21 protein-coding genes and 1 other RNA gene are annotated in these 24420 nt (G+C 72.1%); 7 read left to right on the top strand and 15 right to left on the bottom strand.

Translation table 11 applies throughout. From position 1 onward, the window contains the following. Positions 1 to 41: 41 nt before the first annotated feature. The 5 genes from DEI84_RS03595 to glnA all read right to left on the bottom strand — a co-directional run bounded on the left by DEI84_RS03595 (position 42) and on the right by glnA (position 9430). Entirely contained in the window at positions 42 to 1460 is a 1419-nt protein-coding gene (locus DEI84_RS03595) for a UDP-glucose/GDP-mannose dehydrogenase family protein (RefSeq protein ID WP_110889704.1), read from the bottom strand. Continuing rightward, positions 1457 to 3001: a glycoside hydrolase family 26 protein gene (locus DEI84_RS03590; RefSeq protein WP_146236299.1), complete on the bottom strand. Its 1545-nt coding sequence runs from the start codon at positions 2999 to 3001 to the stop codon at positions 1457 to 1459. Before DEI84_RS03590 ends, DEI84_RS03595 begins: the two co-directional genes overlap by 4 nt. Then, positions 2994 to 4568, bottom strand: coding sequence for a glycosyltransferase family 2 protein (locus DEI84_RS03585; protein WP_110889702.1), 1575 nt, complete (start codon positions 4566 to 4568; stop codon positions 2994 to 2996). Before DEI84_RS03585 ends, DEI84_RS03590 begins: the two co-directional genes overlap by 8 nt. Positions 4569 to 5082: 514 nt before the next feature. Continuing rightward, positions 5083 to 8058 (bottom strand): bifunctional [glutamine synthetase] adenylyltransferase/[glutamine synthetase]-adenylyl-L-tyrosine phosphorylase, encoded by a 2976-nt coding sequence (locus DEI84_RS03580; protein WP_110889701.1) that lies wholly within the window; start codon positions 8056 to 8058, stop codon positions 5083 to 5085. A 34-nt stretch (positions 8059 to 8092) separates the two neighbouring features. Next, positions 8093 to 9430, bottom strand: a complete 1338-nt coding sequence (gene glnA / locus DEI84_RS03575; RefSeq protein ID WP_110889700.1) for a type I glutamate--ammonia ligase — start codon at positions 9428 to 9430, stop codon at positions 8093 to 8095. 187 nt (positions 9431 to 9617) lie between these two features. On the opposite strand from glnA, the gene DEI84_RS03570 reads away from it, so the two are divergent. Together DEI84_RS03570 and DEI84_RS03565 are read left to right on the top strand one after the other, a co-directional pair. Continuing rightward, positions 9618 to 10709: an iron-containing redox enzyme family protein gene (locus DEI84_RS03570; protein ID WP_258371688.1), complete on the top strand. Its 1092-nt coding sequence runs from the start codon at positions 9618 to 9620 to the stop codon at positions 10707 to 10709. Further along, the gene (locus DEI84_RS03565) at positions 10690 to 10944 is read left to right on the top strand and encodes a CDGSH iron-sulfur domain-containing protein (RefSeq protein WP_309146378.1); all 255 of its coding nucleotides are present in this window, start codon (positions 10690 to 10692) and stop codon (positions 10942 to 10944) included. Before DEI84_RS03570 ends, DEI84_RS03565 begins: the two co-directional genes overlap by 20 nt. Before the next feature lie 4 nt (positions 10945 to 10948). Here DEI84_RS03565 and DEI84_RS03560 read toward each other — a convergent pair whose 3' ends face one another. Continuing rightward, complete coding sequence (locus tag DEI84_RS03560; RefSeq protein WP_110825426.1) at positions 10949 to 11134, bottom strand: SPOR domain-containing protein; 186 nt, start codon at positions 11132 to 11134, stop codon at positions 10949 to 10951. 69 nt (positions 11135 to 11203) lie between these two features. Between DEI84_RS03560 and map the strand changes: the two genes are divergently transcribed. From map to rnpB, 3 genes are all read left to right on the top strand, one after another. Further along, the gene (map, locus tag DEI84_RS03555) at positions 11204 to 12067 is read left to right on the top strand and encodes a type I methionyl aminopeptidase (protein ID WP_110889698.1); all 864 of its coding nucleotides are present in this window, start codon (positions 11204 to 11206) and stop codon (positions 12065 to 12067) included. A 43-nt stretch (positions 12068 to 12110) separates the two neighbouring features. After that, on the top strand, positions 12111 to 12863 hold the full coding sequence (gene ppgK, locus DEI84_RS03550) for a polyphosphate--glucose phosphotransferase (protein ID WP_110825424.1): 753 nt from the start codon (positions 12111 to 12113) through the stop codon (positions 12861 to 12863). A 135-nt stretch (positions 12864 to 12998) separates the two neighbouring features. Beyond that, positions 12999 to 13359: RNase P RNA component class A (gene rnpB, locus DEI84_RS03545), an RNA gene on the top strand. Positions 13360 to 13419: 60 nt separating this feature from the next. Here the strand turns inward: rnpB and DEI84_RS03540 are convergent. The 8 genes from DEI84_RS03540 to DEI84_RS03505 all read right to left on the bottom strand — a co-directional run bounded on the left by DEI84_RS03540 (position 13420) and on the right by DEI84_RS03505 (position 21659). Continuing rightward, positions 13420 to 14154: a zinc ribbon domain-containing protein gene (locus tag DEI84_RS03540; RefSeq protein ID WP_110889697.1), complete on the bottom strand. Its 735-nt coding sequence runs from the start codon at positions 14152 to 14154 to the stop codon at positions 13420 to 13422. A 2-nt stretch (positions 14155 to 14156) separates the two neighbouring features. Then, positions 14157 to 14990 (bottom strand): Nif3-like dinuclear metal center hexameric protein, encoded by an 834-nt coding sequence (locus DEI84_RS03535; RefSeq protein ID WP_110889696.1) that lies wholly within the window; start codon positions 14988 to 14990, stop codon positions 14157 to 14159. Positions 14991 to 15028: 38 nt separating this feature from the next. Further along, positions 15029 to 16177: a hypothetical protein gene (locus DEI84_RS15450; RefSeq protein ID WP_146236298.1), complete on the bottom strand. Its 1149-nt coding sequence runs from the start codon at positions 16175 to 16177 to the stop codon at positions 15029 to 15031. 120 nt (positions 16178 to 16297) lie between these two features. Next, positions 16298 to 17221: an AraC family transcriptional regulator gene (locus DEI84_RS03525; protein ID WP_181420335.1), complete on the bottom strand. Its 924-nt coding sequence runs from the start codon at positions 17219 to 17221 to the stop codon at positions 16298 to 16300. Between the two features lie 102 nt (positions 17222 to 17323). Next, positions 17324 to 17752 (bottom strand): ATP-binding protein, encoded by a 429-nt coding sequence (locus DEI84_RS03520; RefSeq protein ID WP_110825420.1) that lies wholly within the window; start codon positions 17750 to 17752, stop codon positions 17324 to 17326. Beyond that, positions 17743 to 18081 carry an STAS domain-containing protein gene (locus tag DEI84_RS03515; RefSeq protein WP_110825419.1) on the bottom strand — a complete coding sequence of 113 codons (339 nt, stop codon included), beginning with the start codon at positions 18079 to 18081 and terminating at the stop codon, positions 17743 to 17745. Before DEI84_RS03515 ends, DEI84_RS03520 begins: the two co-directional genes overlap by 10 nt. Before the next feature lie 110 nt (positions 18082 to 18191). Then, positions 18192 to 20849: a phosphoenolpyruvate carboxylase gene (locus tag DEI84_RS03510; RefSeq protein ID WP_110889694.1), complete on the bottom strand. Its 2658-nt coding sequence runs from the start codon at positions 20847 to 20849 to the stop codon at positions 18192 to 18194. 141 nt (positions 20850 to 20990) lie between these two features. Then, positions 20991 to 21659, bottom strand: a complete 669-nt coding sequence (locus DEI84_RS03505; RefSeq protein ID WP_110889693.1) for a heme oxygenase (biliverdin-producing) — start codon at positions 21657 to 21659, stop codon at positions 20991 to 20993. A gap of 75 nt (positions 21660 to 21734) precedes the next feature. Between DEI84_RS03505 and DEI84_RS03500 the strand changes: the two genes are divergently transcribed. Then, positions 21735 to 22595, top strand: coding sequence for a siderophore-interacting protein (locus DEI84_RS03500; protein WP_110889692.1), 861 nt, complete (start codon positions 21735 to 21737; stop codon positions 22593 to 22595). 68 nt (positions 22596 to 22663) lie between these two features. Next, positions 22664 to 23239, top strand: a complete 576-nt coding sequence (locus DEI84_RS03495) for a GIY-YIG nuclease family protein (RefSeq protein WP_110889691.1) — start codon at positions 22664 to 22666, stop codon at positions 23237 to 23239. A gap of 118 nt (positions 23240 to 23357) precedes the next feature. On the opposite strand, the gene DEI84_RS03490 is transcribed toward DEI84_RS03495, so the two are convergent. Next, the gene (locus tag DEI84_RS03490) at positions 23358 to 24359 is read right to left on the bottom strand and encodes a hypothetical protein (protein WP_110889871.1); all 1002 of its coding nucleotides are present in this window, start codon (positions 24357 to 24359) and stop codon (positions 23358 to 23360) included. Positions 24360 to 24420: the final 61 nt, after the last annotated feature.

The following is a 24420-nucleotide window of genomic DNA, read 5'->3' as shown; positions in this document are numbered from 1 at the left end:
CGCGCCGTCGCCGGCACGGGCCCCGCTCGACCGCGGTCTGTTCAGCGCGCGGTCACCAGCGCGTCCGTCGCACCGGCCGCGACGCTCGTGGCCGGCGCAGCGGCCGGGCTCGGTCGGCCGAGGGAGCGGACGGTCCAGCCCGCCCCGACCCACCGTGCGGCCGGGAGGCAGTTGCGCGCGTCGATCACGACCCGCTGACCGACGAGGGCGGCGAGGGCGACCGGGTCGGCCTCGACGACTTCGTCCCACTCGGTGAGGACGAGCACGAGGTCGGCGCCCTCGATCGCCTCCGTCATCGATCCGGCGTACGTGAGGGTCGGGAACGAGCGCCGCGCCGTCTCCATCGCCTCGGGGTCCCACAGCGTCACCTGGGCGCCGCGGAGGTGCAGCGCCGCCGCGACGTTGAGCGCCGGCGAGTCCCGGACGTCGTCGGTCATGGGCTTGAAGGCCGCTCCGACGACGGCGATCCGGCGGTTGAGCACCGATCCCCCGGCGGACTCGATCGCCATGTCGATGACCCGCTGGCGCTGGCCCATGTTGATCTCGTCGACCTGCTGCATGAGCCCGACGACCCGCCCGGCGCCGAGTTCGGCCGCGCGGTGCATGAGCGCCCGGATGTCCTTCGGCAGGCACCCGCCCCCGAATCCGAGACCGGCGTTGAGGAACTTCCGGCCGATGCGGGCGTCGTGCCCGAGGGCGTCCGCGAGCGTCGAGACGTCCGCGCCCGTGATCGCGCACATCTCGGAGATCGCGTTGATGAACGAGATCTTCGTCGCGAGGAACGCGTTCGCGCTCACCTTCACGAGCTCGGCGGTGGCGAGGTCGGTCGTGATGACCGGGGTCCCCTCGCTGATCGGGGCGGCGTACACCTCGCGGATCACCGCGTCCGCCGCCTCCGACGCACCGCCCCAGACCAAGCGGTCCGGGTGGAGCGTGTCCTCGACGGCTTTGCCCTCGCGCAGGAACTCGGGGTTCCAGACGAGTTCGGCGTCGATGCCGGCGGGCGTGAACTCGCTGACGATGCCGCGGAGGCGCGCTGCCGTCCCGACCGGGACCGTGGACTTGCCGACGATGAGACCCGGGTGGGTGAGGTGCTCGGCGACACCGCGGGTGGCGGCCTCCACGTACGACAGGTTCGCGGCGTGCGACCCGGCCTTCTGCGGTGTCCCGACGCAGACGAAGTGCACGTCGGCCGCAGCGACCGCTTCCGAGATGGACGAGGTGAAGCGGAGCCGCCCGGTGGCGACGTGCTTCGTGATGAGTTCGGGCAGTCCGGGCTCGTAGAACGGCACCTGCCCGGCCGACAGGGCCGCGAGCTTCGCCGGGTCGACGTCCACGCCGATGGTCTCGAAGCCCATCTCGGCCATGGCGGCGGCGTGCGTGGCACCGAGGTAGCCGGTGCCGATGACGCTGATGACGGGAGCGGGGCGGGCGTCGTCCCGGGATGGCGATGTGGTCACTTCTTGACCTCCTGCAGGTCGTAGTCGATGTCGTTCCGGGCGATGCCGGCCGCGAAGGCCGCCATGCTGTCGGCCCGGGAGTTGAGTCGCCAGTCGTTCGTCGTGCGGGCACCGTCGACGATGGTGGTGGCGGTCTCGCTGAAGTACGCGAAGCCGATGACATCGGCGTTCGCCGGGTCGGCGAGGGCGTCGAAGAGCGAGGTGATCCAGCGCGCCTTCTGGCCGTCCGTGACCGCGGCACCGGTCTCGGTCGCGCCGATCTCGCTGAGCAGGATCCGCTTCTCGGGCGCGATCTGCCGGAGCTGCTCGATGGTCTTCGCGAAGGTGGTGTCGAACGTCGGAGCCTCGGCCGCCTTCCGGTAGTAGCCGCTCATGCCGACCCAGTCGACGTAGTCGTCACCCGGGTAGTACGCCTTCAGGTAGTCGAGCGTCTGGTACTTCGGGTTGCCCAGGGCGTCGATGCGCGTCGGCGACCAGTTCCAGATGACGTAGTCGTTCGCGCCGGCACGGTCGAAGACGTCGTGCACGTGCTGCCACATCGCGACGAACGAGCCCGGTGCGTTCTGCTGGACGGTGCCGTCGGCCCAGTTGTACCAGCTGCCGTTCATCTCGTGGTCGAGCCGGATGACGACGGGCTGGCCGTTCGCCACGAGGGCCTCGGCGTACTGCGTCAGGTACCGGTCGAACGCCCCGCCGGTGACGTCGGCGTTCGTGTAGCCGGGCACGTACTTCTGGTCGTTGCCGGTCTTCAACGGACGGCTCTCCCAGGTGAGCATCGGGACACGCCCGTTCGTCCAGGAGCGCTGGACGGCGTCGGCGTTGAAGTCCTGGTCGAAGCCCTGGAAGTAGCCGACCATGTTCGTGGCGGTACCGACCTGCTGGGACACCTGGTCGTACTCCGCCCAGTTGAAGGGCGACTGCGCCGTGTACAGGCCGTACCAGCGGGACTGCTGTGCGAGCACCTCGGCCTTGGTCGGGACGTCGACGGGGACCGCGGGGTCCGGGTCCGTCGACGGGCCGTCCTTGCCGGGCACGACGGTCGGACCGCCGCCCTGCCCGGACGCTCCCGATCCGGACCCCGATCCGGACCCGGACCCGGAGCTGCCGGCGTGGCCGCCGGAGGACGACGTGCCGGAGGAGGACGAGCCTCCCGAGGAGTGGTCCGCTCCGGACGCCGACCGGGCGTGCGCGAGCTGCGACCGCAGGTCGGCGATCTGGCCCTTGAGCTGGGTGAGCTGGTCGCCGCGGGAGCCGGCCTGCGCCGTGGTGCTCTGCAACTTGCCCTCGAGCTTCCAGATCCGCTCCTGGGCTGCGGTGAGCTTCGCTTCGAGCGCCTCGGCGTCCGCCGGTTGCTCCTGCTTGGTCGGGACGCCGAGCGCTCGGCTGACGGCCGAGGAGACCGGCCCGGAGGGCGAGATCCACACCGACCAGGTGATGAGCGAGAGGACGGCGACGATGGCCGCCATGCCGACGGCGGTGCGCTTGGCGTGTCGGGTCGAGGGTGCCCACCAGGTGCCGGTGGAGCGAGGGAGATCAGACAATGAGGAACGCCTCCAGAGCGAAGACCGCGATCCCGATCACGTAGGGGATCGACGCGTAGGGGTTGAGACGACGGGGACGGGAGGGCTTCGGGGCGCGCTGTGCCTGTCGCTCGGTCGCGGTCGCGACGTCGCGGCGGGTGGCGAGGACGGTCGTGGTGGAGGCCGTGGTGGCGTCCGGACCGAAGATCTCGTCGAACGCGCGGTCGACGGCGGCCTGCTCGTCCGTGCCGCCGACGGGGGCGGACGGGTCGTGGTCGACCGGACTCACCGGGACGGCCGCGGCGCGGGGCTGCGGCTGCGCCGGGTCCTCCTCGACCGGACCGCCGGCGTAGGCACCGGCACGGGTCCCCCAACCGCTCGCGTGGGCGAGACGGAAGAACCCGATGAGGCGGATCGGCATGAGGAAGAACGTCGAGACGATGATGAACATCGGCAGGCGGAAGAAGTCGGAGGGCTTCTCGGCCAGGTGCCGCATCTGCCGGATCGCCATGCTCAGCACGCTCGAGACGACCATGAGCCCCGCCACGTAGACGAACCCCGTCGAGAAGCCGTACTGGTGCAGGATCCCCTCGTACAGGTTCTGACCCTGCCCGGTGAGCGCCCGGTAGACCCACCCGGCGATCACGCCGAAGAGCATGAACGGCAGGATGATGTCCGTCAGGAAGAACAGGGCGAGGACCGGCGCGTGGCCGAGCATCCAGGGCAGCATCCGAAGCGTGTTGTACTGCGACCCGCGGGCCCAGCGGAGCTGCTGCTTGAACAGCTTCTTGACCTGCAGCGGGGCGTCCGTGTACACGAGCGACGTGTACTGGTAGACGGTCCGGTAGCCCTCCTTGAGCGTCAGGTTCGTGAGCGTCCGGTCGTCGGACACCTCGAGGAAGACGCCCATGAACTCCTCGTGCATGAACTTGTCCATCACACGGACGAGGATGCTGCGGCGGAACGCGATCGTGCGACCGGGCAGGCAGCCGATCTGACCGAGCACGCTCTGCGCGGGCATCGAGTACAGCGCGCGGGAGTTCTCGAGCCAGTCCGCCCAGCGGGTGATCCACGAGCGGGTCGGCTCGAGGATGCGCTGGCGGGTGGTGACGCCGCCGACCGACTCGTCCGCGAACGGCCGGAGGAGTTCGACGAGGGTGCCGGGCGTCCAGACGGTGTCGGAGTCGACGAGCACCGTGATGTCGCCGGTGGACATCTCGGTGCCGACCTTGACGGCGTTGCGCTTGCCGGGGATCGGCGTGTGGGTCCAGCGGACCAGCGGCGCGAACTCGTCGCAGACCGCTTCGAGTGCCTCGTTCCGGGCGCCGTTGATGACGACGATGATCTCGCCGGGACGCTGCTCGACCATGCGGCCGATGACGTCACGGAACAGGTCGAGCGGCTCGTCCACGACGGGGACGACCACGCTGGTCGTCCCGGTGTACGTGCCGGTGAAGGGGCGGTACCGGGCGGAGAGGACGACCTTGAGCAACCAGAGCAACCAGATCACCAGTGAGTACACGGTGAAGAGGTAGAACTCGGGGTGGCCGTCGACCATCTGCCGGATCTGGAGGATGAAGGTGAACATCGATCCCTGCTGCAACGTTCGAAGGGGAGATTCCGCGCCATCGGGAAATCGGGGGTCGGTTCGGGTGTCCTCATTCAGACAGAACGCAGACGCGCCGCGCAACGTGCCCCTCGGCCGGGGGTGACGGCGTTGTGCCCCGGGGTACACCGGCGTCCACTGCACGCCGGACAGGGCCGTGTCCGCACTGGTGCTGACAGCAGTTCCGTGGACCGGTCCCACGGCTCGCAGCCGGGCGACCGACGGCGGGTCCGGCCGGGAGGCCCGGCGCCGGCAGACGAGGAACCCCCGGTCAGCAGGCACTTCAGCGGCATCCGCCAGCCGCCGTTGCGGCGTGGGCCGCGCGTGTTCCGAAACCCTGGTCACGCGCTGACAGCGGTACCGTGTCTGAACCGAACGGGGTACGGTATTCCATCACTCGGGGTACGACGGCGTCGTCGTGGAAATTGCGGAAGACAACTCGCGATCCTCCGCCCGAACGGAGCGTCCCGGGCGTGTCGCGCGGCCCGCCGAGCGATCAGGTGCCGTAGAACTCGCGTTCGAACACCTGTCGCGCGCGACGCGTCACGGCGAGGTAGTCCTCCTCGAGCTGCGACGCCGAGCCCGGCGGGTACTCCAGCAGACGCGCGATCCCCTCGAGCTGCGTGCGTTCGACCGGCAGGACGTCGGTCGTGCGACCGGACCAGAGCACGAGCGCGCTCCGGGTGCGTGAGGCGAACCGCCAGGCGGCCGCGAGCTTCTCAGCGTCCTCCGCGGTGACCCAGCCGGCGTCCGTCGCAGCGTCGAGGGCCTCGAGCGTCGAGGTGGTCCGGAGCGACGGCTGCGCGCGCCCGTGCTGCAGCTGCAGGAGCTGCACGAACCACTCGACGTCGCTGAGGGAACCACGTCCGAGCTTGAGGTGCCGTGCGGGGTCGGCTCCGCGCGGCAGCCGCTCCGACTCGACGCGGGCCTTGATGCGCCGGACCTCACGGACCTCGCGCTCCTCGATCGACTCCGGGTACCGCGTGCGGTCGGCGAGGTGCTCGAAGTCCCGGAGGAGCTGCGGGTCCCCCACGGCACCGCGTGCCCGTAGCAGGGCCTGGGCCTCCCATGTGAGCGACCAGCGGGCGTAGTACGCGGCGTAGGAGTCGAACGAGCGCACGACCGGGCCGTTCCCGCCCTCCGGCCGCAGCCCGATGTCGAGCTCGAAGGGGTGCAGGGCGTCCTCGGTCAACCGGTTCAGTTCGCGCACGACCACCTGCGCCGCCCGCGACGCGACCTCGTTCGGCACCGTCTCGGACCGGTACACGAACAGGACGTCCGCGTCGGACCCGAACCCGAGCTCGCGGCCGCCGTACCGCCCCATCGCGATGACGCCGAACTCCAGGCCCTCCGGGGCGTCCCGACGGGCCAGGTCGAGTGCGCCGCTCAGCGTCGCCTCCGTCACGTCGCTCAGCGCAGGACCGAGCCCGTCGACGTCGAGGTGCCCGAGCACCGCCGCCATGCCCAGTCGCAGCGTCTCCCGCCGACGGACGCTGCGCAGGAGGGCCGCCGCCGTGTCCACGGCGTCGCCGTGACGGGCGGTCGTCGCTCCGGTCTCCGCGAGCAGGGCCGGCAGCGGTCGGGGGCGCAGCAGGGTCTCCGGTTCGTCGAGCCAGGCGACGGCCTCCGGGAAGCGCTCGAGCAGTCCCGACAGGAACGCCGACTCCGACAGCACCGTCGTGAGGCTGTGCGCGGCGCCCGAGGAGTCGCGGAGCATCCGGAGGAACCAGCTCGACTCCCCCAGGGTGTCGCTCAGTCGCCGGAAGGCCAGGAGGGCGCGGTCCGGTGCCGGTCCCTCCGCCATCCACCGCAGGAGCACCGGCAGCAGGTTCCGTTGGATGGCCGCACGGCGCGAGGTCCCCTGCGTCAGGGCACGGATGTGTGCGACGGCGCCGTCTGGGTCGAGGAACCCGATCGCGGTCAGGCGGTCGCGGACCTGTCCGCTCGTCAGGACGATCTCACCGTCGGTCGCCGCCACCGCCGAGAGCATCGGCCGGTAGAAGAGCCGCTCGTGCAGCCCCCGCACCTCGAGCTTCACCGATCGCCAGCGGTCCTGCAGCGCCGACGCCGAGGACGCCAGTCGCGTCGACCGGGCGAGCACGCGGAGTTCGTCCTCGTCGCTCGGCATGAGGTGCGTCCGCTGCAGCCGTCGGAGCTGGATGTGGTGCTCGAGCACCCGGAGCAGGGCGTAGTCCGGCCCGAACCGGGCCGCTTCGGGACGTCCGACGTAGCCCGCGGCCGCCAGGGCGTCCATGGCCTCGAGCGTCGACCGGACCCGCACGGACTCGTCGTCCCGGCCGTGCACGAGCTGGAGCAGCTGCACCGTGAACTCGACGTCGCGCAGGCCACCCGGGCCGAGCTTCAGCTGGCGGTCCACCTGACCGTCCGGGATGTGCGCGGTGACCCGCTCCCGCATCCGCTGAACGGACTCGACGAACCCGGGGCGCTTCGACGACTCCCACACGAAGGGCGCCACCGCGGCGACGTACCGCTCCCCCAGGTCGATCGACCCGGCGATCGCCCGCGCCTTGAGCAGCGCCTGGAACTCCCACCCCTTCGCCCACCGCTCGTAGTAGGCCACGTGGGACTCCAGCGTCCGGACGAGCGCGCCGTCCTTGCCCTCCGGGCGGAGGTTCGCGTCGACCTCCCACAGCGCGGGCTCCGCGGCGAGGTCGGTGATGACGTGCGTGGCCGCGATCGCGAGGCGGGTCGCGATGAGGACCGCGCGGTCGGTCCCGATCGACGGCGCGTCGTCGCCCTCCGCCGGCTCGGTCGGTTCGGTGACGTAGATGACGTCCACGTCGCTGACGTAGTTCAGCTCGCGGGCGCCCGCCTTGCCCATCGCGATGACCGCGAGGGGGGTCGCGGCGACCTCGGCGGCGGGGAACGGGACCTCGCGACGGGCCACGGCGACCGCGACGTCGAGCGCGGCGCCGGCCAGGTCGGCGAGCCCGGCTGCCACGGCCGGGAACGCCTCGGTCGGCACCGGGTGCAGGACGTCGAACAGGGCGATCTGGGCGAGGTGCCGGCGGTAGCGGACCCGGAGGCGGCGGCGCGCGGTCTCGCCCGAGCTGCCGTCGACGGCCTCGGTCAGGGAGGCCGTGTAGCGCTCCTGGGACTGCGGCGGGGTGACCGGGTCGAGCAGCAGCGTCAGTTCCTCCGGGCGTCGCTGCAGGAACTCGGCGAGGCCGATCGAGGAGCCGAGCAGCCGGACCAGACGCTCGGTGGCGGCCGGGTCGGCGAGGACGGGACGCAGCCGGTCCGGAACCGCCTCGACCAGACGCTCGATCGCGAGCAGGGCACCGTCCGGGTCCGCGGTGGCGGCCCAGACGGACTCGGCATCCGCGATCGGGACACGGGGGTCCGACGCGGGGCGGGCCTCCAGGGCGGCGATCCGCTCGAGCGTGCCGGACAGGTCGGCGAAGCCGAGCCGCGCCAGCTGTGACCGCGACGTCGCCGTCCTGCCCGTCATCTCGCGAGTGCTCCCGTGGTGCGCTGCCGGTGGATCAGAGCATGCCGAGGTTCGTGTCCAGCTCGAACGGCGTCACCTGGTCGCGGTACCGCTTCCACTCCTGGCGCTTGTTCAGCAGGACGAAGTTGAAGACCTGCTCACCGAGGGTCTCGGCGACGAGCTCGGAGTCCTCCATGAGCGACAGTGCGTGGTCGAGGCTCGCCGGCAGCTGGCTGTAGCCGAGGGCCTTCCGCTCGGAGTCGGACAGGCTCCAGACGTTGTCCTCGGCCTCGGCGGGGAGCTCGTAGCCCTCCTCGATGCCCTTCAGGCCGGCGGCGAGCAGCAGCGAGTACGCCAGGTAGGGGTTCGCGGCGGAGTCGATGCCGCGGTACTCGACACGGGCGGACTGACCCTTGTTCGGCTTGTACAGCGGCACCCGGACGAGCGCCGAGCGGTTGTTGTGGCCCCAGGTGACGAAGGACGGGGCCTCGTCACCGCCCCAGAGCCGCTTGTACGAGTTCACGAACTGGTTCGTCACCGCGGTGATCTCCGGCGCGTGCCGGAGCACACCGGCGATGAACTGCTTGGCCGTCGGCGAGAGCTGGTACTCGCCGCCGGGCTCGTAGAACGCGTTCTGGTCGCCCTCGAAGAGCGAGACGTGCGTGTGCATGCCGGACCCGGGCTGACCGGACAGGGGCTTCGGCATGAAGGTCGCGTACACGCCCTGCTCGATCGCCACCTCCTTGACCACGGTGCGGAAGGTCATGATGTTGTCCGCCATGGTCAGCGCGTCGGCGTAGCGGAGGTCGATCTCGTTCTGACCCGGACCGGCCTCGTGGTGGCTGAACTCCACCGAGATGCCGAGGTCTTCGAGCATGCGGACCGAGCGCCGACGGAAGTCGTGTGCGCTGCCGCCGGGGACGTTGTCGAAGTAACCGGCCTGGTCGACGGGCTGCGGGCCGCCGTCCTTCCAGTCACGGCTCTTCAGCAGGTAGAACTCGATCTCGGGGTGCGTGTAGAAGGTGAAGCCGCGGTCGCTCGCCTTCGCGAGGGTCCGCTTCAGGACGTTGCGCGGGTCGGCCACGGCGGGCTGCCCGTCCGGCGTCGTGATGTCGCAGAACATCCGCGCGGTGGGGTCGACCTCACCGCGCCACGGCAGGATCTGGAAGGTCGAGGGGTCCGGGTGCGCGAGCACGTCGGCCTCGTACGACCGGGTGAGCCCCTCGATCGCCGAACCGTCGAACCCGATGCCCTCGGCGAACGCACCCTCGACCTCGGCCGGTGCGATGGCGACCGACTTGAGCGTGCCGATCACGTCGGTGAACCAGAGTCGGATGAACTTGATCCCGCGCTCCTCGATGGTGCGGAGCACGAAGTCCGTCTGCTTGTCCATGCACGACCTTTCCGTGTTCGCCGGGCCGCGTCGCGGCTCGCCGGAGGCCGCATCGCGACCGTGCTCACAGGCTAGTGCCCAGGCCGCTGGTCGTGGGCGGGACGCGCGCGGTCGACGGCCCGCGCGGCCTGTTGTCAGGGGTACCGACCAGTATCGGAGTGGTACCGATCCGCGAAGGAGCACCGTCATGGCCGTCCTCGACGCCACCGAAGTCCTCACCCAGACCCCCATGCCTGCGCCGGAGCCGCGCGGCCCGTTGAGCGCGGCCGTCCTCGACGCCCTGCTCTCCGGTGCGCCCGGGGAATCGCTGCCGACCACCGCGGCCGCCGCCGTCGCCGCCGCGTCCGACGTCCTGCACGACGACGACGTCCAGCTCGCGCTCTTCGTCCTGTACGAACTCCACCACGGCGGGGTCCACGGGGTCGACGACAGGTTGGAGTGGGACACGACGCTGCTCGCGACGCGCGCCGTGCTCGAGACGGCGCTCGAGTCCGCCGTGCGCGCCGTCGTCCCGGTACCGGAACGGCCGGAGGCCACGGCCGAGGCGGTGTCGGCAGCCCTCTTCGCCCTCACCGCCGCCGACAGCGGACCGAGTGTCTCCCGATGGGTGGCACGCAAGGCCGACCGTGAGCAGATCCGCGAGTTCCTCGTGCAGAAGACCGCCTACACGCTGAAGGAGGCCGACCCGCACAGCTGGGCGATCCCCCGCCTGTCCGGCCGCGCGAAGGCCGCGCTCGTCGAGATCCAGTCGGACGAGTACGGCGGTGGACGGCCCAAGCGCATGCACTCGGCGATCTTCGCCCGGACGCTCCGGGCCGCCGGGCTCGACGACTCGTACGGTGCCTACGTCGACCACCTGCCGGCGATCACGCTCGGCGCGCTCAACATGATGACCATGTTCGGGCTGCACCGGCGCCTGCGCGGCGCGATCGTCGGACACCTCGCCGCGTTCGAGATGACGTCCTCGATCCCGAGCAAGCTCTACGGGGACGGGTTCCGCCGGAACGGGTTCGACGAGGACGCGACCTGGTACTTCGACGAGCACGTCGAGGCCGACGCCGTGCACGAGCAGATCGCCGGTCGCGACCTCGCCGGCGGGCTCGTGGAGGCCGACCCGACCCTCCTGGACGACGTCATGTTCGGCGCGGCGGCGTGCCTGACGGTCGAGGGGATGGCCGGCGCCCAGCTGCTCTCGAGCTGGGAGGCCGGGCGCAGCTCGCTCCGCCGTCCGCTCGACGACGCCGCCGTCACGTCGGGCGGTGTCACGGTTGTCGCGTGAGCAGGCCGACGAGCCGTCGATCGTCGCCTACCCGGACGGGCCGTTCCTGCTCCGCGGGGACGTCGCCGTGCTCGGGCCGGACGGGCAGGAACTGCCCCGGCGCCGCCGCACCGTGGCGCTCTGCCGGTGCGGCAAGTCGGTGCTGAAGCCGTACTGCGACGGCACGCACAAGCTCATCGGCTTCCGCACCGAACCCGAGCTCCCGGCGGACGGCAGCGACCGCTCCGCCGAGTAGCGGGTCAGCCCTCGGCGTCGGCCGCGTCCGCGCGCTCGTTGTTCGCGCGGATGCGGTCGAGGGCGTGCGCGGCCTCGTCGCGGGTGGCGAACGGACCGATGTGGTGTCGGTTCGTCGACTTGAGGCCCTGTTCGACCTCGCCGGTCTTGTCGTTGTACCACCACTGGGACTCGATGCGTTCGTCGCTCATGAGCCCGACCGTACCCGCCGACCGCACGGCGCGGGCAGGCCGCTCCGGCCCGCCGCTAGAGTGGAGCGCATGCCCCGGGACGAACACGGACACCTGACCGCCGGCCGGATCTCCCCGCAGCGGCCGGTCCCGAAGGACATCGAGCGTCCCGAGTACGTCGGCAAGGTGGAACCGCACGAGCACGGCCTCGGTGACATCTACACGCCCGACGAGGTCGACCGCATCCGCACCGCCGGGCGCATCGCCTCGCAGGCCATCGATGCGGTGGGTGCCGCCATCCGCCCGGGTGTGACGACGGACGAGCTCGACCGGATCGGGCACGAGTTCGTCGTCGGCCACGGTGCCTACCCCTCCACGCTCGGCTACCGCGGCTTCCCGAAGTCGCTCTGCTCGTCCCTCAACGAGGTCATCTGCCACGGCATCCCGGACGACACGGTGCTGCAGGACGGCGACATCGTGAACATCGACATCACGGCGTACAAGGACGGCATGCACGGCGACACGAACCGCACCTTCGTGGTCGGCTCGGCGTCGCAGGAGGTCCAGGACCTCGTCACCCGGACCGAGGAGGCCCTGCGCCGCGGCATCCGCGCCGTCGCCCCCGGCCGGCAGGTGAACGTCATCGGCCGCGCCATCGAGTCGTACGCCAAGCGCTTCGGCTACGGCGTCGTCCGCGACTACACCGGTCACGGCGTCGGCCGGGCGTTCCACTCCGGGCTGATCATCCCGCACGTCGACGACGTCCGGTACGACACCGTCATCGAGCCCGGCATGGTCTTCACGATCGAACCCATGCTGACGCTGGGCGCGATCGACGCCGACATCTGGGACGACGACTGGACCGTGACCACGCGGGACCGGTCGTGGACCGCGCAGTTCGAGCACACGCTCGTCGTCACCGAACGCGGCGCCGAACTCCTCACCGTCTCCTGACCGCACCACCCCTCAGCACGTCTACCGGAAGGCACCGTTCCTCATGACCTCACTCGCAGTCGGCGTCGACATCGGCGGTACAGGCATCAAGGGCGCGATCGTCGACACCGAGTCCGGTCAGCTCACGACCGACCGCATCAAGAAGGCGACGCCCGAGGGCGGGAAACCGCAGGACATCGTCGACGTGGCCAAGTCGATCCTCGACGACCTGTCGCCGGCGTCCGACGTGGCCGTCGGTGTCTGCTTCCCCGCGATCGTGCGCGGCGGCAAGACCATGTCGGCGGCGAACGTGTCGAAGAAGTGGATCGGCTTCGAGGCCGAGGCGCTCTTCGAGAAGGAACTCGGTCGCTCGATCCACTTCGTCAACGACGCCGACGCCGCCGGGTTCGCCGAGCAGCAGTTCGGTGCCGCGAAGGGCCGTGACGGCCTCGTCATCGTGACCACCCTCGGCACCGGCATCGGCACCGCCCTCATCAACGACGGCGTGCTCATCGTCAACGCCGAACTCGGGCACCTCGAGATCGACGGCGTCGACTACGAGACGAAGGCGTCGTTCGCCGCCAAGGAGCGCGACGACCTGTCGTGGAAGCACTGGGCGAAGCGGCTGCAGAAGTACTACTCGCGCCTCGAGGCCCTGCTCTCCCCCGAGCTGTTCGTCGTCGGCGGCGGGGTGTCGAAGCAGCACGAGGAGTTCCTGCCGTTGCTCGACCTGCAGGCCGAGATCATCCCGGCGACGCTCCGGAACAACGCCGGCATCATCGGTGCCGCGACCCTGGCCGCGCGCAGCAACGGCTGAACTCGTCGGAGCGGACGGGTCGCCGATCGTCCTGCACTGCACGGTCGCGTCTGCCCGTCGGACGCGATCAGCGAACGGGTCGCCGATCGTCCTGCACTGCACGGTCGCGTCTGCCCGTAGGATGGGATCAGCGAACGGGTCGGTGAGACGGTCGCGTCACTCCCCCGGGAGTGCCGAGGAACGTCCGGGCTCCACAGAGCAGGGCGGTGGGTAACACCCACCCGGAGCAATCCGCGAGACAGTGCCACAGAAAGCAGACCGCCGGCGGCGACGTCGGTAAGGGTGAAACGGTGGTGTAAGAGACCACCAGGGGTCCGGGTGACCGGATCCGCTCGGTAAACCTCGCCCGGAGCAAGGTCAGACAGAGGACGTCGAGGCTGCTCGCCGAGTCCTCGGGTGGACCGCTGGAGGCCGACGGCAACGTCGGTCCGAGAGAGATGGCCGTCACCGCGGCGGAAGTCGCGGGACAGAACCCGGCGTACGGCCGGCCCGTTCGCCTCGATCCACACAGCACGGCCCCCGACACCGCGAGGTGTCGGGGGCCGTCGTCGTCGACTCAGAGGCCGGACTCCGCCGTCCGCACGAGGATCGCGTCACTGTCCGGGCAGAGCACGACGTCGTCCGGTGCCGCTGCTCGGATCGCCGCCAGGTCGGAGTTCGTCAGCGTCACCCCGGACGCCGTCGAGACGCCGCCCTGCAGGAGCGACGCGCCGAACCCGTACCGTGCACGCTGCCGCTCGTAGAGGGCGAGGAGGTCTGCCGGGACCGCAGCAGCCACTTCCGCCCGCGCCTGCACGGCCGCGACGCGGTCCTTCTCGAACCGGGCGATGCCGTCGTCGCGGACGCCCATGAGCCGTCCACGCTCGCCGTCGAGCTCAGCGAGTTGCGCCTCGACGTCGCCGACCCGTGCGCGCAGGCGGTCGAGCGTCTCCATCACCTCGAGCTCCTGCGTCTCGAGGTCACCGATGCGCCGGGTCAGCGAGTCGAGTTCGTTCTGCAGCCCGGCGGCGTCCTTCGCGTTGCCGACGTTCTGGAGCAGGGTCGTGTCCCGCTCGACACGGGCCTGTGCGGTCGCGGTGTCGGACTCGAGCCGGGCGAGGTCGCGTTCGGCGTCCTCGACCTCGCCGACGGCGACGACGAGCTGCGCGCGGAGGGCGGCGGCGCGGGTGCCGAGTTCGGTGAGGTGCTCGCCCTTCTGCAGGGAGCTGATCCGGTGCGCCAGACGCGTGATGTCGTTGTCGAGTCGCTGCAGGTCGAGCAGGGTGGCCTGGTCCTCGGGTGCTGCCTTCATGGTCAGGCTCCTTCGTTGGGTGCGGATGGCAGGACGGCGAAGTCCCACGGGTCGGTACGGAGGTCGCTCACGGTCACGTGCACACCGGCGGCCGCACGCAGCTGCTCGGCGGCGACGTCCAGCCAGAGCCACTCGGTCGCCCAGTGGGACGTGTCGATGAGCGCCGGTCCGTCGGCGAGCAGAGCCTGTTCGCGGAACTCGGACGCGGGGTGGTGCCGGAGGTCGCTCGTCACGTAGACGTCGGCGGCCCGCACGGCCGGGTGCCCGAGGTACGAGTCCCCCGCCCCGGCGCAGAGCGCGACCGTCCGGACCGGGTGGTCGTACTCCCCGGAGACGCGGACGCCCGTCGCGGTGGCGGGCAACACGTCGACGATCCGTCGGGCCAGTGCGCCGAGGGGCATCGGCTCGGGCAGCACGCCGACGCGGCCGATCCCGGTGATGCCGTCCGCCGCCGGGTCGATGGGGCGCTGGTCGACGAGCCCGATCCGCTCCGCGAGCACCGCCGACGTCCCGGTGGTGACGACGTCGGCGTTCGTGTGGGCCGCGAGCAACGCGCAGCCGCCACGGACCAGCGTGGCGAGCACGGACCCCTTGACCGTGGACTCGTCGATCGTCGTCACACCACGCAGCAGGAGCGGGTGGTGGGTGAGGAGCAGGTCCGCGCCGGCCGCGACCGCTTCCCGCGCGGTGTCGGGGACGGCGTCGACGGCGAGGTGGACGTGCTCGACCACCGCGTCCGGATCGCCGGAGACGAGGCCGACGGAGTCCCAGGACTCCGCTCCGGCGGTCGGCCACAGGGACTCGACGACGGACTGCAGTTCTCGGAGCGTCGGCATCCCGTCAGTGTACCGAGGCGCGGGGCCCGCTCCGGGTGTCAGCGGCGGCCGACGAGGCGCAGCACGCGAGCGACGAGACGCGACCACCAGCCGGGGCCGGCGGTCGTGTCGGCGGCGTCCCGGGCCTCCCGGTCGGACCCGTCGACGTCGGTCGCGGAGTCCGTCGGCCCGCCGACCGTGTCGTCGGAGACGACGGGCGGTGCGGACGGGACGGCGACCGAGACCACGGGCGTCTCGCCCGTGTGGGCGCGGAGCATCGCGGCGAACGCCTCGCGGTCGACGACGGTCGGGCCGGTGGCCGGCTGGACCAGCGGGGTGGGGCGGCCCGAGGCCGACAGCGGCGGTGAGACCGGGGCGCCGGACAGGAGGCCCGACACGGGGCGGACGGCCGTGCGCGGCCCGACGGCGGTCACGGTGGCAGCGCTCGGCGCGGGTGCATCCGCGTCGTCGGCTCCGTCGAGGTCGGCGGGCAGGTCGAGCGCGACGGGCTCGGCCACCGCGCGGTGCGGAGCAGGCAGCAACGGGCGGACCGCACCGACCAGCACCGGTGCGGTCGCGGCACGGCGGAGCGCGGCCCGCTCGCGGCGGCCGGCCTCGAGGGCGGCGTCGGCGAGGAGGTCGGCGAAGACCTCGCGGGCGAAGGCGCGTGCCCCGTCGATCTCGGCGGCCGAGACCTCGGTACCGGCCAGTCCGGCGACGACGGCCTCCCAGGCAGCGAGACGGGCGAGGTCCTCGTCGCGGACACGGACCTCGTCTTCGAGCAGGTCGATGCGCTCGATCGTGGTGCGGCCGCTGGTCGCGCTCAGGGCGACGGCCAGGTCGTCGAGACGGAGGGCGAGACGCTCGGGCGGTTCCGGGAAGGAGGGGGCGCAGACCGCGACGTGGCGCGCGCGGTCACGGCGGAAGGCGCGGTCGTCACGCTGCTCGACGGCACCCTGGCCGGCGACCGGAGCGTCCGCGACGGGAGCGACGGGAGCGTCCGCGACCGGAGCATGCGCAGCGGGATCGTCGACGTCCGGAGCGTCGACGGCGGGGAGCACCGGGCGGCGGACGGGACCGGTGACCGGGGGCACGACGAGGTCGGCCACGTACGGGGAGCGCGTCGCCGGGGCGTCGCGCAACCACTCCTCGAGTTCCCGACCGAAGGGGTCGACGAGGGGGGTGCGTGCACCGGACTGCGTCTCCATGTGAGGAGTATGAATATCGCGCGGTGCGGATCGGCGGACATCCGCGGAGTGTCGCGCGATCGGGTGGCATGTCGCACTGGACGTGAGCGGCGTGTCGGTCGCTCGGAGCGATCCGCGGGGTCAGCCGTGCAGCGTGTCGCGGGGGTACTCGCCGAAGCGACGCGCGTACGCCGCGGAGAACCGGCCGAGGTGCGCGAAGCCCCACCGCAGGGCGACGGTCGCGACGGTGGTGTCGAGCGGCGACGCTGCCCGGAGTTCGTCCCGGACCCGGTCCAGTCGAATGCCGCGCAGCATCGCGTTCGGGGCGACACCGATCTGCCGTTGGAAGGCCTGCTGCAGCCCGCGGACGCTCAAGCCGACCTGCTCGGCGACGTCCGTGGTGGTGATCGGGGTGTGGGCGACCGCGTGCATGTACTCCACGGCCGCACGAACGCGTCCGGAGGCGCCGACGGGGACCGGGACCTGGCGGGTCAGGACGTGGTGCGGGAACGTGCTGAGCAGGGCGAGGGCGGTGCGCCGTGCGACCTCGGCGAGGGCGAGCACGGACATCGGAGCGGCCCCGAGGACGACCGGCGCCCACTCCTGCACGTGCAGGTTCCAGGCACGGGCCGCCTCGACCCCGGGTGCCACCGCGTGGTCGAGCACGACCGTGCCGGGCTCCGCGCCGTGGACCTCGGCGGCGACGCGCTCGACGACGGTACGGTCCACCTGCACGAGGTTCTGCCGGACGTCCATCAGGTCGAAGCGGAACGGACGGTCCGAGGGGAACACGACGGGACGGCCCGGGACGAGGGCGACCTCGTCGCGGCCGACGTCGACCACGCCGCCGCCGTCGCTCACCCACGTCACGACGAACTCGTCCGGGGACGCGACCTCGCCGACCATCCGTGCGTCGTACCGGGTCGAGCGGAAGGACATCGTCGCGTCGCCGACGGTGCGGAAGCGGTACCCGAACGGTCGCTCCGATCGCTCGGGGAGGAAGCCCGAGGCGTCGTACGCGTCCTCGAACAAGGTCCGAGCGGCGTCGAGGTCGTTCCCGGTCATCTCGACGACGTTCCGAGGGTCGGGTGGCACGCACATCACGGGCATGCTGACACGGCTTGGACCGTGTCTATGAATCCGGATCGACCAGGTGCGGGAAACGGCTCACGCCGCGCGGGTGGCCTTCCGCACCGTCCACCGGTTCTCGTCGCCGTGACGGTCGTAGCGGAGCTCGTCGACGACCATCTGCACGAGGGCCAGCCCACGGCCGCTCTCCGCGAACTCGTCGGGCAGGGTCGCTCCGGCCACGTCGACCGCGGCGGGACGACCGTCGTCGGTGATCCGGGCCTCCAGCCCGTCGGACGCGACGGCCAACGTCAGCGAGCACGTCAACGGGACGCCGGCGGTGGCGTGCTCGATGACGTTCGACGCGAGTTCGATGATCGCGAGCTCGAGGGCCATGCGGTCCTCGACGCTGATCGCGGGCTCCGACGTCCAGACGTCGGCGAGGAAGTCGTGCACGGACGACACGTCGTCGGGCGGTGACGCGAAGTCGAGCCGGTGTTCCCCCACGACGGCCCCGGTCAGACCCATTCGCTGACGGCTTCGTCGCCGTCCGCGTAGCTGCGGAGGATCTTGTCGATGTTCGAGAGCTTCAGGACCATCGCGACCTGCTCGGAGGGAGCGGCGATCCGGAGGTCGCCGCCGGCCTGGCGCGCGGTCTTCAGTGCGCCCACGAGTGCGCCCAGACCCGACGAGTCGAGGAACTCGACCTTCGACAGTTCCACGGCGACGCGGGGGCGACCGCCCTCGATGACGGACGCGACCGTCTCGCGGAATGCGGGGGCCGACACCATGTTGAGGCGGCCCGAGCACTCGAGCACCGCCGCTTCCGTGCCGGCTTCGTGTACGACGATGTCCATTGTCTCCGGGTCCTCCTCGAGAACGTGCGCGTGCCTTCCAGCGAGGCTACCGATTGTCGACGACCGGGGGAACAGGACGCGCTGACTCCCGCGACCCCGGTCCGGGGGGATCAGCCCGTGTTCTGCAGTCCGGCGGCGATCCCGTTGACCGTCAACAGCAGCAGGCGGTGGTCCGCGTCGGTCGTGTCGGTGCTGCCCGAGGTGCGGATCGAGCGGAGCGCCCGGAGCTGCAGGTGCGACAGGGCGTCGACGTACGGGGAGCGGAGCCGCACCGCGCGCGCGAGCACCGGACGGTCCTGCAGGACGTCCTCGGCACCGCTGATCCGCAGGACCCACGAGCGGGTGCGGTCCATCTCGGCGAGGACCTTCTGTCCGAGGTCACCGCGGTCCGCGAGTTCGAGGTAGCGGCGGGCGATCTGGACGTCGGTCTTCGCGAGCGACATCTCGACGTTCTTCAGCAGGGCGGCGAAGAGCGGCCACTCGGCAGCAGCGGTGCGCAGCAGCTCGAGGTCGCCGACCGCCTCGAGCGCGGACCCGAGGCCGTACCACCCGGCGAGGTTGATGCGCGCCTGCGTCCACGAGAACACCCACGGGATTGCCCGCAGGTCCTCGAGGGACTCGACGCTCAGGCCGCGGCGAGCCGGACGTGATCCGAGCGGCAGGAGCCCGAGTTCCTCCATCGGCGTGACCCGGGCGAACCACGGCGCGAACCCGTCCGCCTTGACCAGGTCGTAGAACGCGGCGCGGGAGACGTCGTCGAGCTGCTGCGCCAGGTCGGCGAACCGCTCGGCTGCGACCGCCGTGCGGGACTCGTTCGAGGGCGAGGACGCGAACAGGGTCGCGGAGGCCATCTGCTCGAGGTGCCGGGCGGCGATGTCCTGGTCGCCGTACTGGGCGAAGATGACCTCGCCCTGCTCGGTGAGCTTGAGCCGGCCGTCGATCGACCCCGGCGGCTGCGCGAGCACGGCCTCGTTGGCGGGACCGCCGCCGCGACCGAGCGAGCCGCCACGGCCGTGGAACAGCGTCAGTTCGACGTCGTTCGCCGCGGCCCACGTCGCGATGCGCGCCTGCGCGTCGTACAGTGCGAGGTTCGCCGACACGGGGCCGACGTCCTTCGACGAGTCGGAGTAGCCGAGCATGACCTCGAGCCGCCGACCGGTCGCGGCCAGGCGTCGCTGGAACGGCTCGGTCCGGACGGCCTCGTCGAGGATGTCGACACTGGCGTGCAGGTCGGCGAAGGTCTCGAACAGCGGGATCACGTCGAGCACCGGGGCGGCCTCGACCGAGCCGAGCGCGGCGACCGCGAGCTCGTGCACGTTCGCCAGGTCCGCCGCGGACTGCGTGAACGAGACGATGTACCGGCTCGCCGAACGGACGCCGTACCGACGCTGCAGGTCCGCGATGGTCCGGAAGACGGCGAGGACCTCCTCCGTCATCTCGCTGCGTGCTCCCCCGGCCCGGATCTCCGCGAGGGCGGTGCGGTGGACCTGCGAGTGCTGACGGACCTCGAGTTCGGCGAGGTGGAAGCCGAAGGTCTCGACCTGCCACACGAGGTTCTGCAGCTCGCCGTTCGCGGCCCGGACGGCACCGGCGGCGGTCAGGGAGGCCTGCACGACGCGGAGGTCCGTGAGGAGCTCGTCGGGACCGCTGTACGCGAGCGGACGGTCGTCGCGGCGGGTGGCGTCGATGCGGGCGGCGATGAAGAGCAGTGCCCGACGGTGCGTCTCGTTCGGCGCGCGGATGCCGATGCGCTCGGCGACCTCCGGGTCGAGCGACTCCTGCGCCGCGACGAGGGCGGTGAGGCCGGCGTCCGCGGGGGTGTGGTCGGCGTCGAGCGTCAGGGCGCTGCCGATGCGGGTGGCGGCGCGGGTGAGACCGAGCAGGATGTGCTCGGCCGCGATCTCGGCGGCCTGGCGCGTGACGTCGGCGGTGACGTGCGGGTTGCCGTCGCGGTCCCCGCCGATCCACGTGCCGAAGCGCACGAACGCCGGGGCCTGCACCGGGGCGCGGCCGGCGTCGTCGCCCTGCAGCCGGTCGTCGAGCAGTCGGTAGACCTGGGGCACGATCTCGAAGAGCGTCTGGTCGAACACGCTCATCGCGGTCCGGACCTCGTCCAACGGGGTGGGCCGGGTCGTCCGCAGCGGCGAGGTGCGCAGCAGCGTGGCGATCTCCTCGAGCAGGCGTCGCTCGTTCTCGGCGCGGGCGGTGGCGTTCTTCGTGCGGTCGCGTTCGTCGATGAGGTCCGTGATGCGACGGACGCCCGTGGTCACCGCACGACGGCGGGCCTCGGTCGGGTGCGCGGTGAGGACCGGGTGGAACCGGAGCCCCTCGAGCCGGGCGGCGGCCTCGTCGGCGCCGACCTGCTCCACGAGCTCGACGAACGTGGCCGGGAAGGAGTCGCCCGGCAGGCCGCCGTCGTCGCCGCGGGAGCGGAGCACGCGGACACGGTGGTGCTCCTCGGCGAGGTTGACGAGGTGGAAGTACGAGGTGAAGGCCCGTGCGACCTCTTCGGCGCGTTCCGCCGAGAACCCCGCGACGACCGCCTCGGCCCGCGCGGCTCCGTCGGCGTCGGTGTTCTCGTACGCGTGGATGACCGCCTGGCGCAGCGCCTCGACGTCGCGCAGCAGGTCGGGCCCGCCGGTCTCGCTGAGCACCCGGCCGAGCAGGTTGCCGAGGTACCGGACGTCGGCGCGGAGGTCGCTGTCGACCGCTCCGCTGACGTCGTCACGCGCCCGTCCGTGGCGCGTCGAGCCGTCGATCGTCGTCATGGAGGTCCTTCCCGGGTCGGTCCGGGCTGTCCCGCCCGGGTCGGTCCGGGCTGTCCCGGCGTGGCAGCAGCGTACCGGGCAGCGCAGCCTCGTGACGACGACCGTCCGGACGGGCGGACCAACGGCGGTCCGCTGGGTGGGTCAGGCCGGGTCGGCGAGGACGGACGGCAGCCGCGTGCCGTCGACCGCCGCGAGCAGCCCGGCGTCGAGCCGGTACGCGAGTTCGACCTCGGCGATGACGCGCTCCCGCTCGTCCTCCGTCCACGGGGCCGCGTCGAGTTCCGCCCGGTAGGTGTCCGTGAACGCGGCCGGGTCTGCCACCTGGTCGAAGATCCACAGCAGGACGCCGTTCGTCTCGAACCCGAACTGGTCGGCGAGCAACCGGCCGATCGCGTGGCCGCCGGTCAGGTCGCCGAGGTAGCGCGTGTAGTGGTGTGCGACGAACCCGCCCGGCCACGTCGCCGCGACCTCGTTGAGCCGTCGCACGTACGCCGTCGTCGCCGGGAGCGGCGTGAGCAGCTCGTCCCAGTCGGGTCCGACCAGGTACTCGAGGTCCGCACGGATGCCCGGCATTCTGGTCAGTCGGCTCGTCACGAACGGGGCCGCGACGGGGTGGTCCGCCATCCGGTCCGCCGCGCGTTCGAGGGCGTCGTACACGAACGCGTACTGCCCGAGCAGTGCCGCGTAGTCGGCGACGTCGCACCGCCCCTCGACGAGGTCGTGCATGAAGCCGTGCCCGGCCGAGACGCCGTGCGAGCGCCGGGTCCGGGCCCGCAGCGCCTCGGAGAACGGGACGACGTTCGTGCTCATGAGGTGAGGCTAACCTCACTTGATGCCCGTCGTCACGCACCGACGGGAAGACCCAGGAAAGGAGGCTCGTCCCCGATGAGCCCGAAGCCGAACCGCCCGCAGCACGTCCTGGTCGTCGTCCGGACCGAACGACTCACCCCGCACATGGTGCGCGTGCACCTCGGAGGACCCGGGTACGACGCCTTCGTCGGCGACGCCGACCCGGAACGCCTGGCGATGACGGACAAGTACGTGAAGCTGCTGCTCCCGCAACCGGGCTCCGGGCTGCGACCGCCGTACGACCTGGAGGCCCTCCGCGCGACGATGCCGAAGTCGGACCTGCCCGCCCGCCGCACGTACACGGTGCGCGCCGTGGACCCGCTCGCACGGACCATCGCGATCGACTTCGTCGTGCACTCGTCGGCAGGGCACGGCGACGACGGACTCGCCGGACCCTGGGCGGTCGCCGTGCAGCCCGGGGACCGCATCGCACTGTCCGGTCCCGGCGGCGGGTACGCACCCCCGACCGACCCGACCGTCACGCACGTGCTGCTCGGCGACGACAGCGCCCTGCCCGCGATCGGTGCCGCCCTGGAGGCGATGCACCCCACCGCCACGGGTGTCGCCCTGCTCGAGGTGGCCGGCCCCGCCGACGAACAGCCGCTCGTGCACCCGACGGGCGTCACGCTGCGGTGGCTGCACCGCGACGCGGTCGGGGCCGAGCCCGGCACGCTGCTGCTGGCGGCGACCCGGGAGCTGCCCAGGGCCTCCCGGCCGGTCCGGGTCTTCGCGCACGGCGAGCGTGCCGCGATCAAGGCGATCCGTCGGGTCCTGCAGGACGACTGGGGACTCGAGAAAACGGACATGTCACTGTCGGCCTACTGGGCGCTCGGGCGCGCCGAGGACCGGTTCCAGGAGGAGAAGCGCGAACCCGTCGGGGTGGTCTTCCCCGACTGAGCTGCCGCCACCGGCCGGTCGGACGGGAGGCCCGCCGCGCGTCGGTGGTCGCCGGTAGCGTCCCGCGCATGGTCCGGCCCCGAGACGTCCCGCGCTGCTGCGTGCCCGGCTGCGACCGCACGACCACGGACGGCGTGCCCGTGCCGCTGTGCCTCGGACACGTCACCCTGGTCGGCGACTTCGCCGCGGAGCACGTCGGCGTCGAGGACCTGCTGCCCGGCCCGTGCATCGTGTGCGGCGGACGCATCGGCGTGCGCTTCCCGACCGGGACCCTCTGTGCCGTGTGCGAGTGGCGGTTCGGCGACGTGCCGGACGGCGAACTCGGTGCGCCGCGGGTCGACGTCGTCTACTACCTGCGGATGCGCGACGAGAGCGGGGACCGGGTCAAGATCGGCACGACCGCGAACCCGCGGCAACGGCTCGGGCGGATCGCGCACCAGGACCTGCTCGGGTTCGAGCGGGGCGACCGGACGCTCGAACGACGGCGACACGCCGAGTTCGCGGCCTCGCGCTACCCGGGCACCGAGTGGTTCCGCGTGACGCCGGAGCTCCTGGCGCACGTGGGCACGGTCGCCGCGGGCGCCCCGGACCCGTGGGCGCTGCACACGCGGTGGGTCAGCGAGGCGCTGGCGCTCCGGGCCTGAGGCAGCGAGCGGCGCTCTGGTCCCGAGGCAGCGAGGGGTCCGAGGCAGCGAGCGGCGTTCCGGACCCGAGGCAGCGACCGGCGTCCCGCGCCCGACACGCGGTCGGCGGTGACCGCGGTCAGCGGGCGTAGGCGTCGACGAAGAGCGGGCCGCGGATCTCCCGCAGGACGTCGACGAGCCGGTCGACCGTCCGGCCGGACACGCCGGACACCTGGAGGTCCCACGGACCGAGTGCCGGCAGCCGCCCGGTGCGGATGCGCACGACCTCCCACCCGACGGCGCGGGTGGCGCGGTCCTTCCGGCGGTCGGAGTCCTCGCGGGAGCCCACGTGCTCGAGCCCGTGCCGCCCGGTCGAGTCGTACTCGATCGCGACGCGGAGCTCGGGCAGCACGATGTCCGGCCAGACCTCGACGTGCTCGTGGAACGGCCGGTCCAGGCGGATCGCGGTGTGGTCGAACGTCAGGTCGAGCCGGTCGCGCAGCGCTGCGCGGAGCTCCGCCTCGACCGCCGAGGCCGGCGCCGGGGCACACCGACTGACGAAGGACTCCCCCGACGGCAGGCGCGGGGTCTTCGGGCAGATGGTCCGGGGTGCGGCCGAGCGGGCACCGCCGGTCCGTCCGGTGCGGCGGCTCCCCCGGCGCGTCGACGCCACCGCGCCGCTCGGCACCGCGGACGAGGAGGCCCCGGTGGCGACGGCGCGGGCACCACCGCGCGCGGGCGCGGCCGGCAGCGTCTGCCGACCGGTCGTCCGCACGGCGCGCTGCGGGACGGGGACCCCGCTCGGCCAGTCCTCCGGCAGGACCGGCCAGCGCTGCGGCTGGGCGAGCACCGCACACTCCGGGCACCACACGGACCGTCGGCGCTCACGGCCCGGCCGGGACCGCTGCTCGGACGGTGTCGCGACGAACACGTGGCCGATGTCGCACTCCCACGTCAGCAGGACGTCGGCGGCCGGCGGCACCTGCGTGAGGACGACACCGGCGTTCCACTCCGGGTGGTACTGCCGCACGAGGACCGGCCACGACGCCCACTCGGCTCGGAACTCCCCCACGGCGTAGGGCACCGGGACGCCGCGCGACCACTGTCGGCGGCGCCACCACGCATCGACTGGTTCGGCCACGAGCGGCACGGTAGGACGAGCCACCGACACCGACCGGATCGGCCATTGCCGACACCGACCG

It is taken from the genome of Curtobacterium sp. MCBD17_023 (assembly GCF_003224415.1).
Taxonomy (GTDB): domain Bacteria; phylum Actinomycetota; class Actinomycetes; order Actinomycetales; family Microbacteriaceae; genus Curtobacterium.
The sequence above is the reverse complement of the archived record's forward strand: the minus strand, read 5'-3'. Positions and strand labels throughout refer to the sequence as shown.

What these genes read in the sequence shown, in the direction of transcription:
- DEI84_RS03585 (WP_110889702.1), bottom strand. Translation starts at nt 4,568, where the DNA reads ATGTTCACCTTCATCCTCCAGATCCGGCAGATGGTCGACGGCCACCCC.
- DEI84_RS03580 (WP_110889701.1), bottom strand. Translation starts at nt 8,058, where the DNA reads ATGACGGGCAGGACGGCGACGTCGCGGTCACAGCTGGCGCGGCTCGGC.
- glnA (WP_110889700.1), bottom strand. Translation starts at nt 9,430, where the DNA reads ATGGACAAGCAGACGGACTTCGTGCTCCGCACCATCGAGGAGCGCGGG.
- DEI84_RS03570 (WP_258371688.1), top strand. Translation starts at nt 9,618, where the DNA reads ATGGCCGTCCTCGACGCCACCGAAGTCCTCACCCAGACCCCCATGCCT.
- DEI84_RS03560 (WP_110825426.1), bottom strand. Translation starts at nt 11,134, where the DNA reads ATGAGCGACGAACGCATCGAGTCCCAGTGGTGGTACAACGACAAGACC.
- map (WP_110889698.1), top strand. Translation starts at nt 11,204, where the DNA reads ATGCCCCGGGACGAACACGGACACCTGACCGCCGGCCGGATCTCCCCG.
- ppgK (WP_110825424.1), top strand. Translation starts at nt 12,111, where the DNA reads ATGACCTCACTCGCAGTCGGCGTCGACATCGGCGGTACAGGCATCAAG.
- DEI84_RS03540 (WP_110889697.1), bottom strand. Translation starts at nt 14,154, where the DNA reads ATGAAGGCAGCACCCGAGGACCAGGCCACCCTGCTCGACCTGCAGCGA.
- DEI84_RS03535 (WP_110889696.1), bottom strand. Translation starts at nt 14,990, where the DNA reads ATGCCGACGCTCCGAGAACTGCAGTCCGTCGTCGAGTCCCTGTGGCCG.
- DEI84_RS15450 (WP_146236298.1), bottom strand. Translation starts at nt 16,177, where the DNA reads ATGGAGACGCAGTCCGGTGCACGCACCCCCCTCGTCGACCCCTTCGGT.
- DEI84_RS03525 (WP_181420335.1), bottom strand. Translation starts at nt 17,221, where the DNA reads ATGACCGGGAACGACCTCGACGCCGCTCGGACCTTGTTCGAGGACGCG.
- DEI84_RS03520 (WP_110825420.1), bottom strand. Translation starts at nt 17,752, where the DNA reads ATGGGTCTGACCGGGGCCGTCGTGGGGGAACACCGGCTCGACTTCGCG.
- DEI84_RS03515 (WP_110825419.1), bottom strand. Translation starts at nt 18,081, where the DNA reads ATGGACATCGTCGTACACGAAGCCGGCACGGAAGCGGCGGTGCTCGAG.
- DEI84_RS03510 (WP_110889694.1), bottom strand. Translation starts at nt 20,849, where the DNA reads ATGACGACGATCGACGGCTCGACGCGCCACGGACGGGCGCGTGACGAC.
- DEI84_RS03505 (WP_110889693.1), bottom strand. Translation starts at nt 21,659, where the DNA reads ATGAGCACGAACGTCGTCCCGTTCTCCGAGGCGCTGCGGGCCCGGACC.
- DEI84_RS03500 (WP_110889692.1), top strand. Translation starts at nt 21,735, where the DNA reads ATGAGCCCGAAGCCGAACCGCCCGCAGCACGTCCTGGTCGTCGTCCGG.
- DEI84_RS03495 (WP_110889691.1), top strand. Translation starts at nt 22,664, where the DNA reads ATGGTCCGGCCCCGAGACGTCCCGCGCTGCTGCGTGCCCGGCTGCGAC.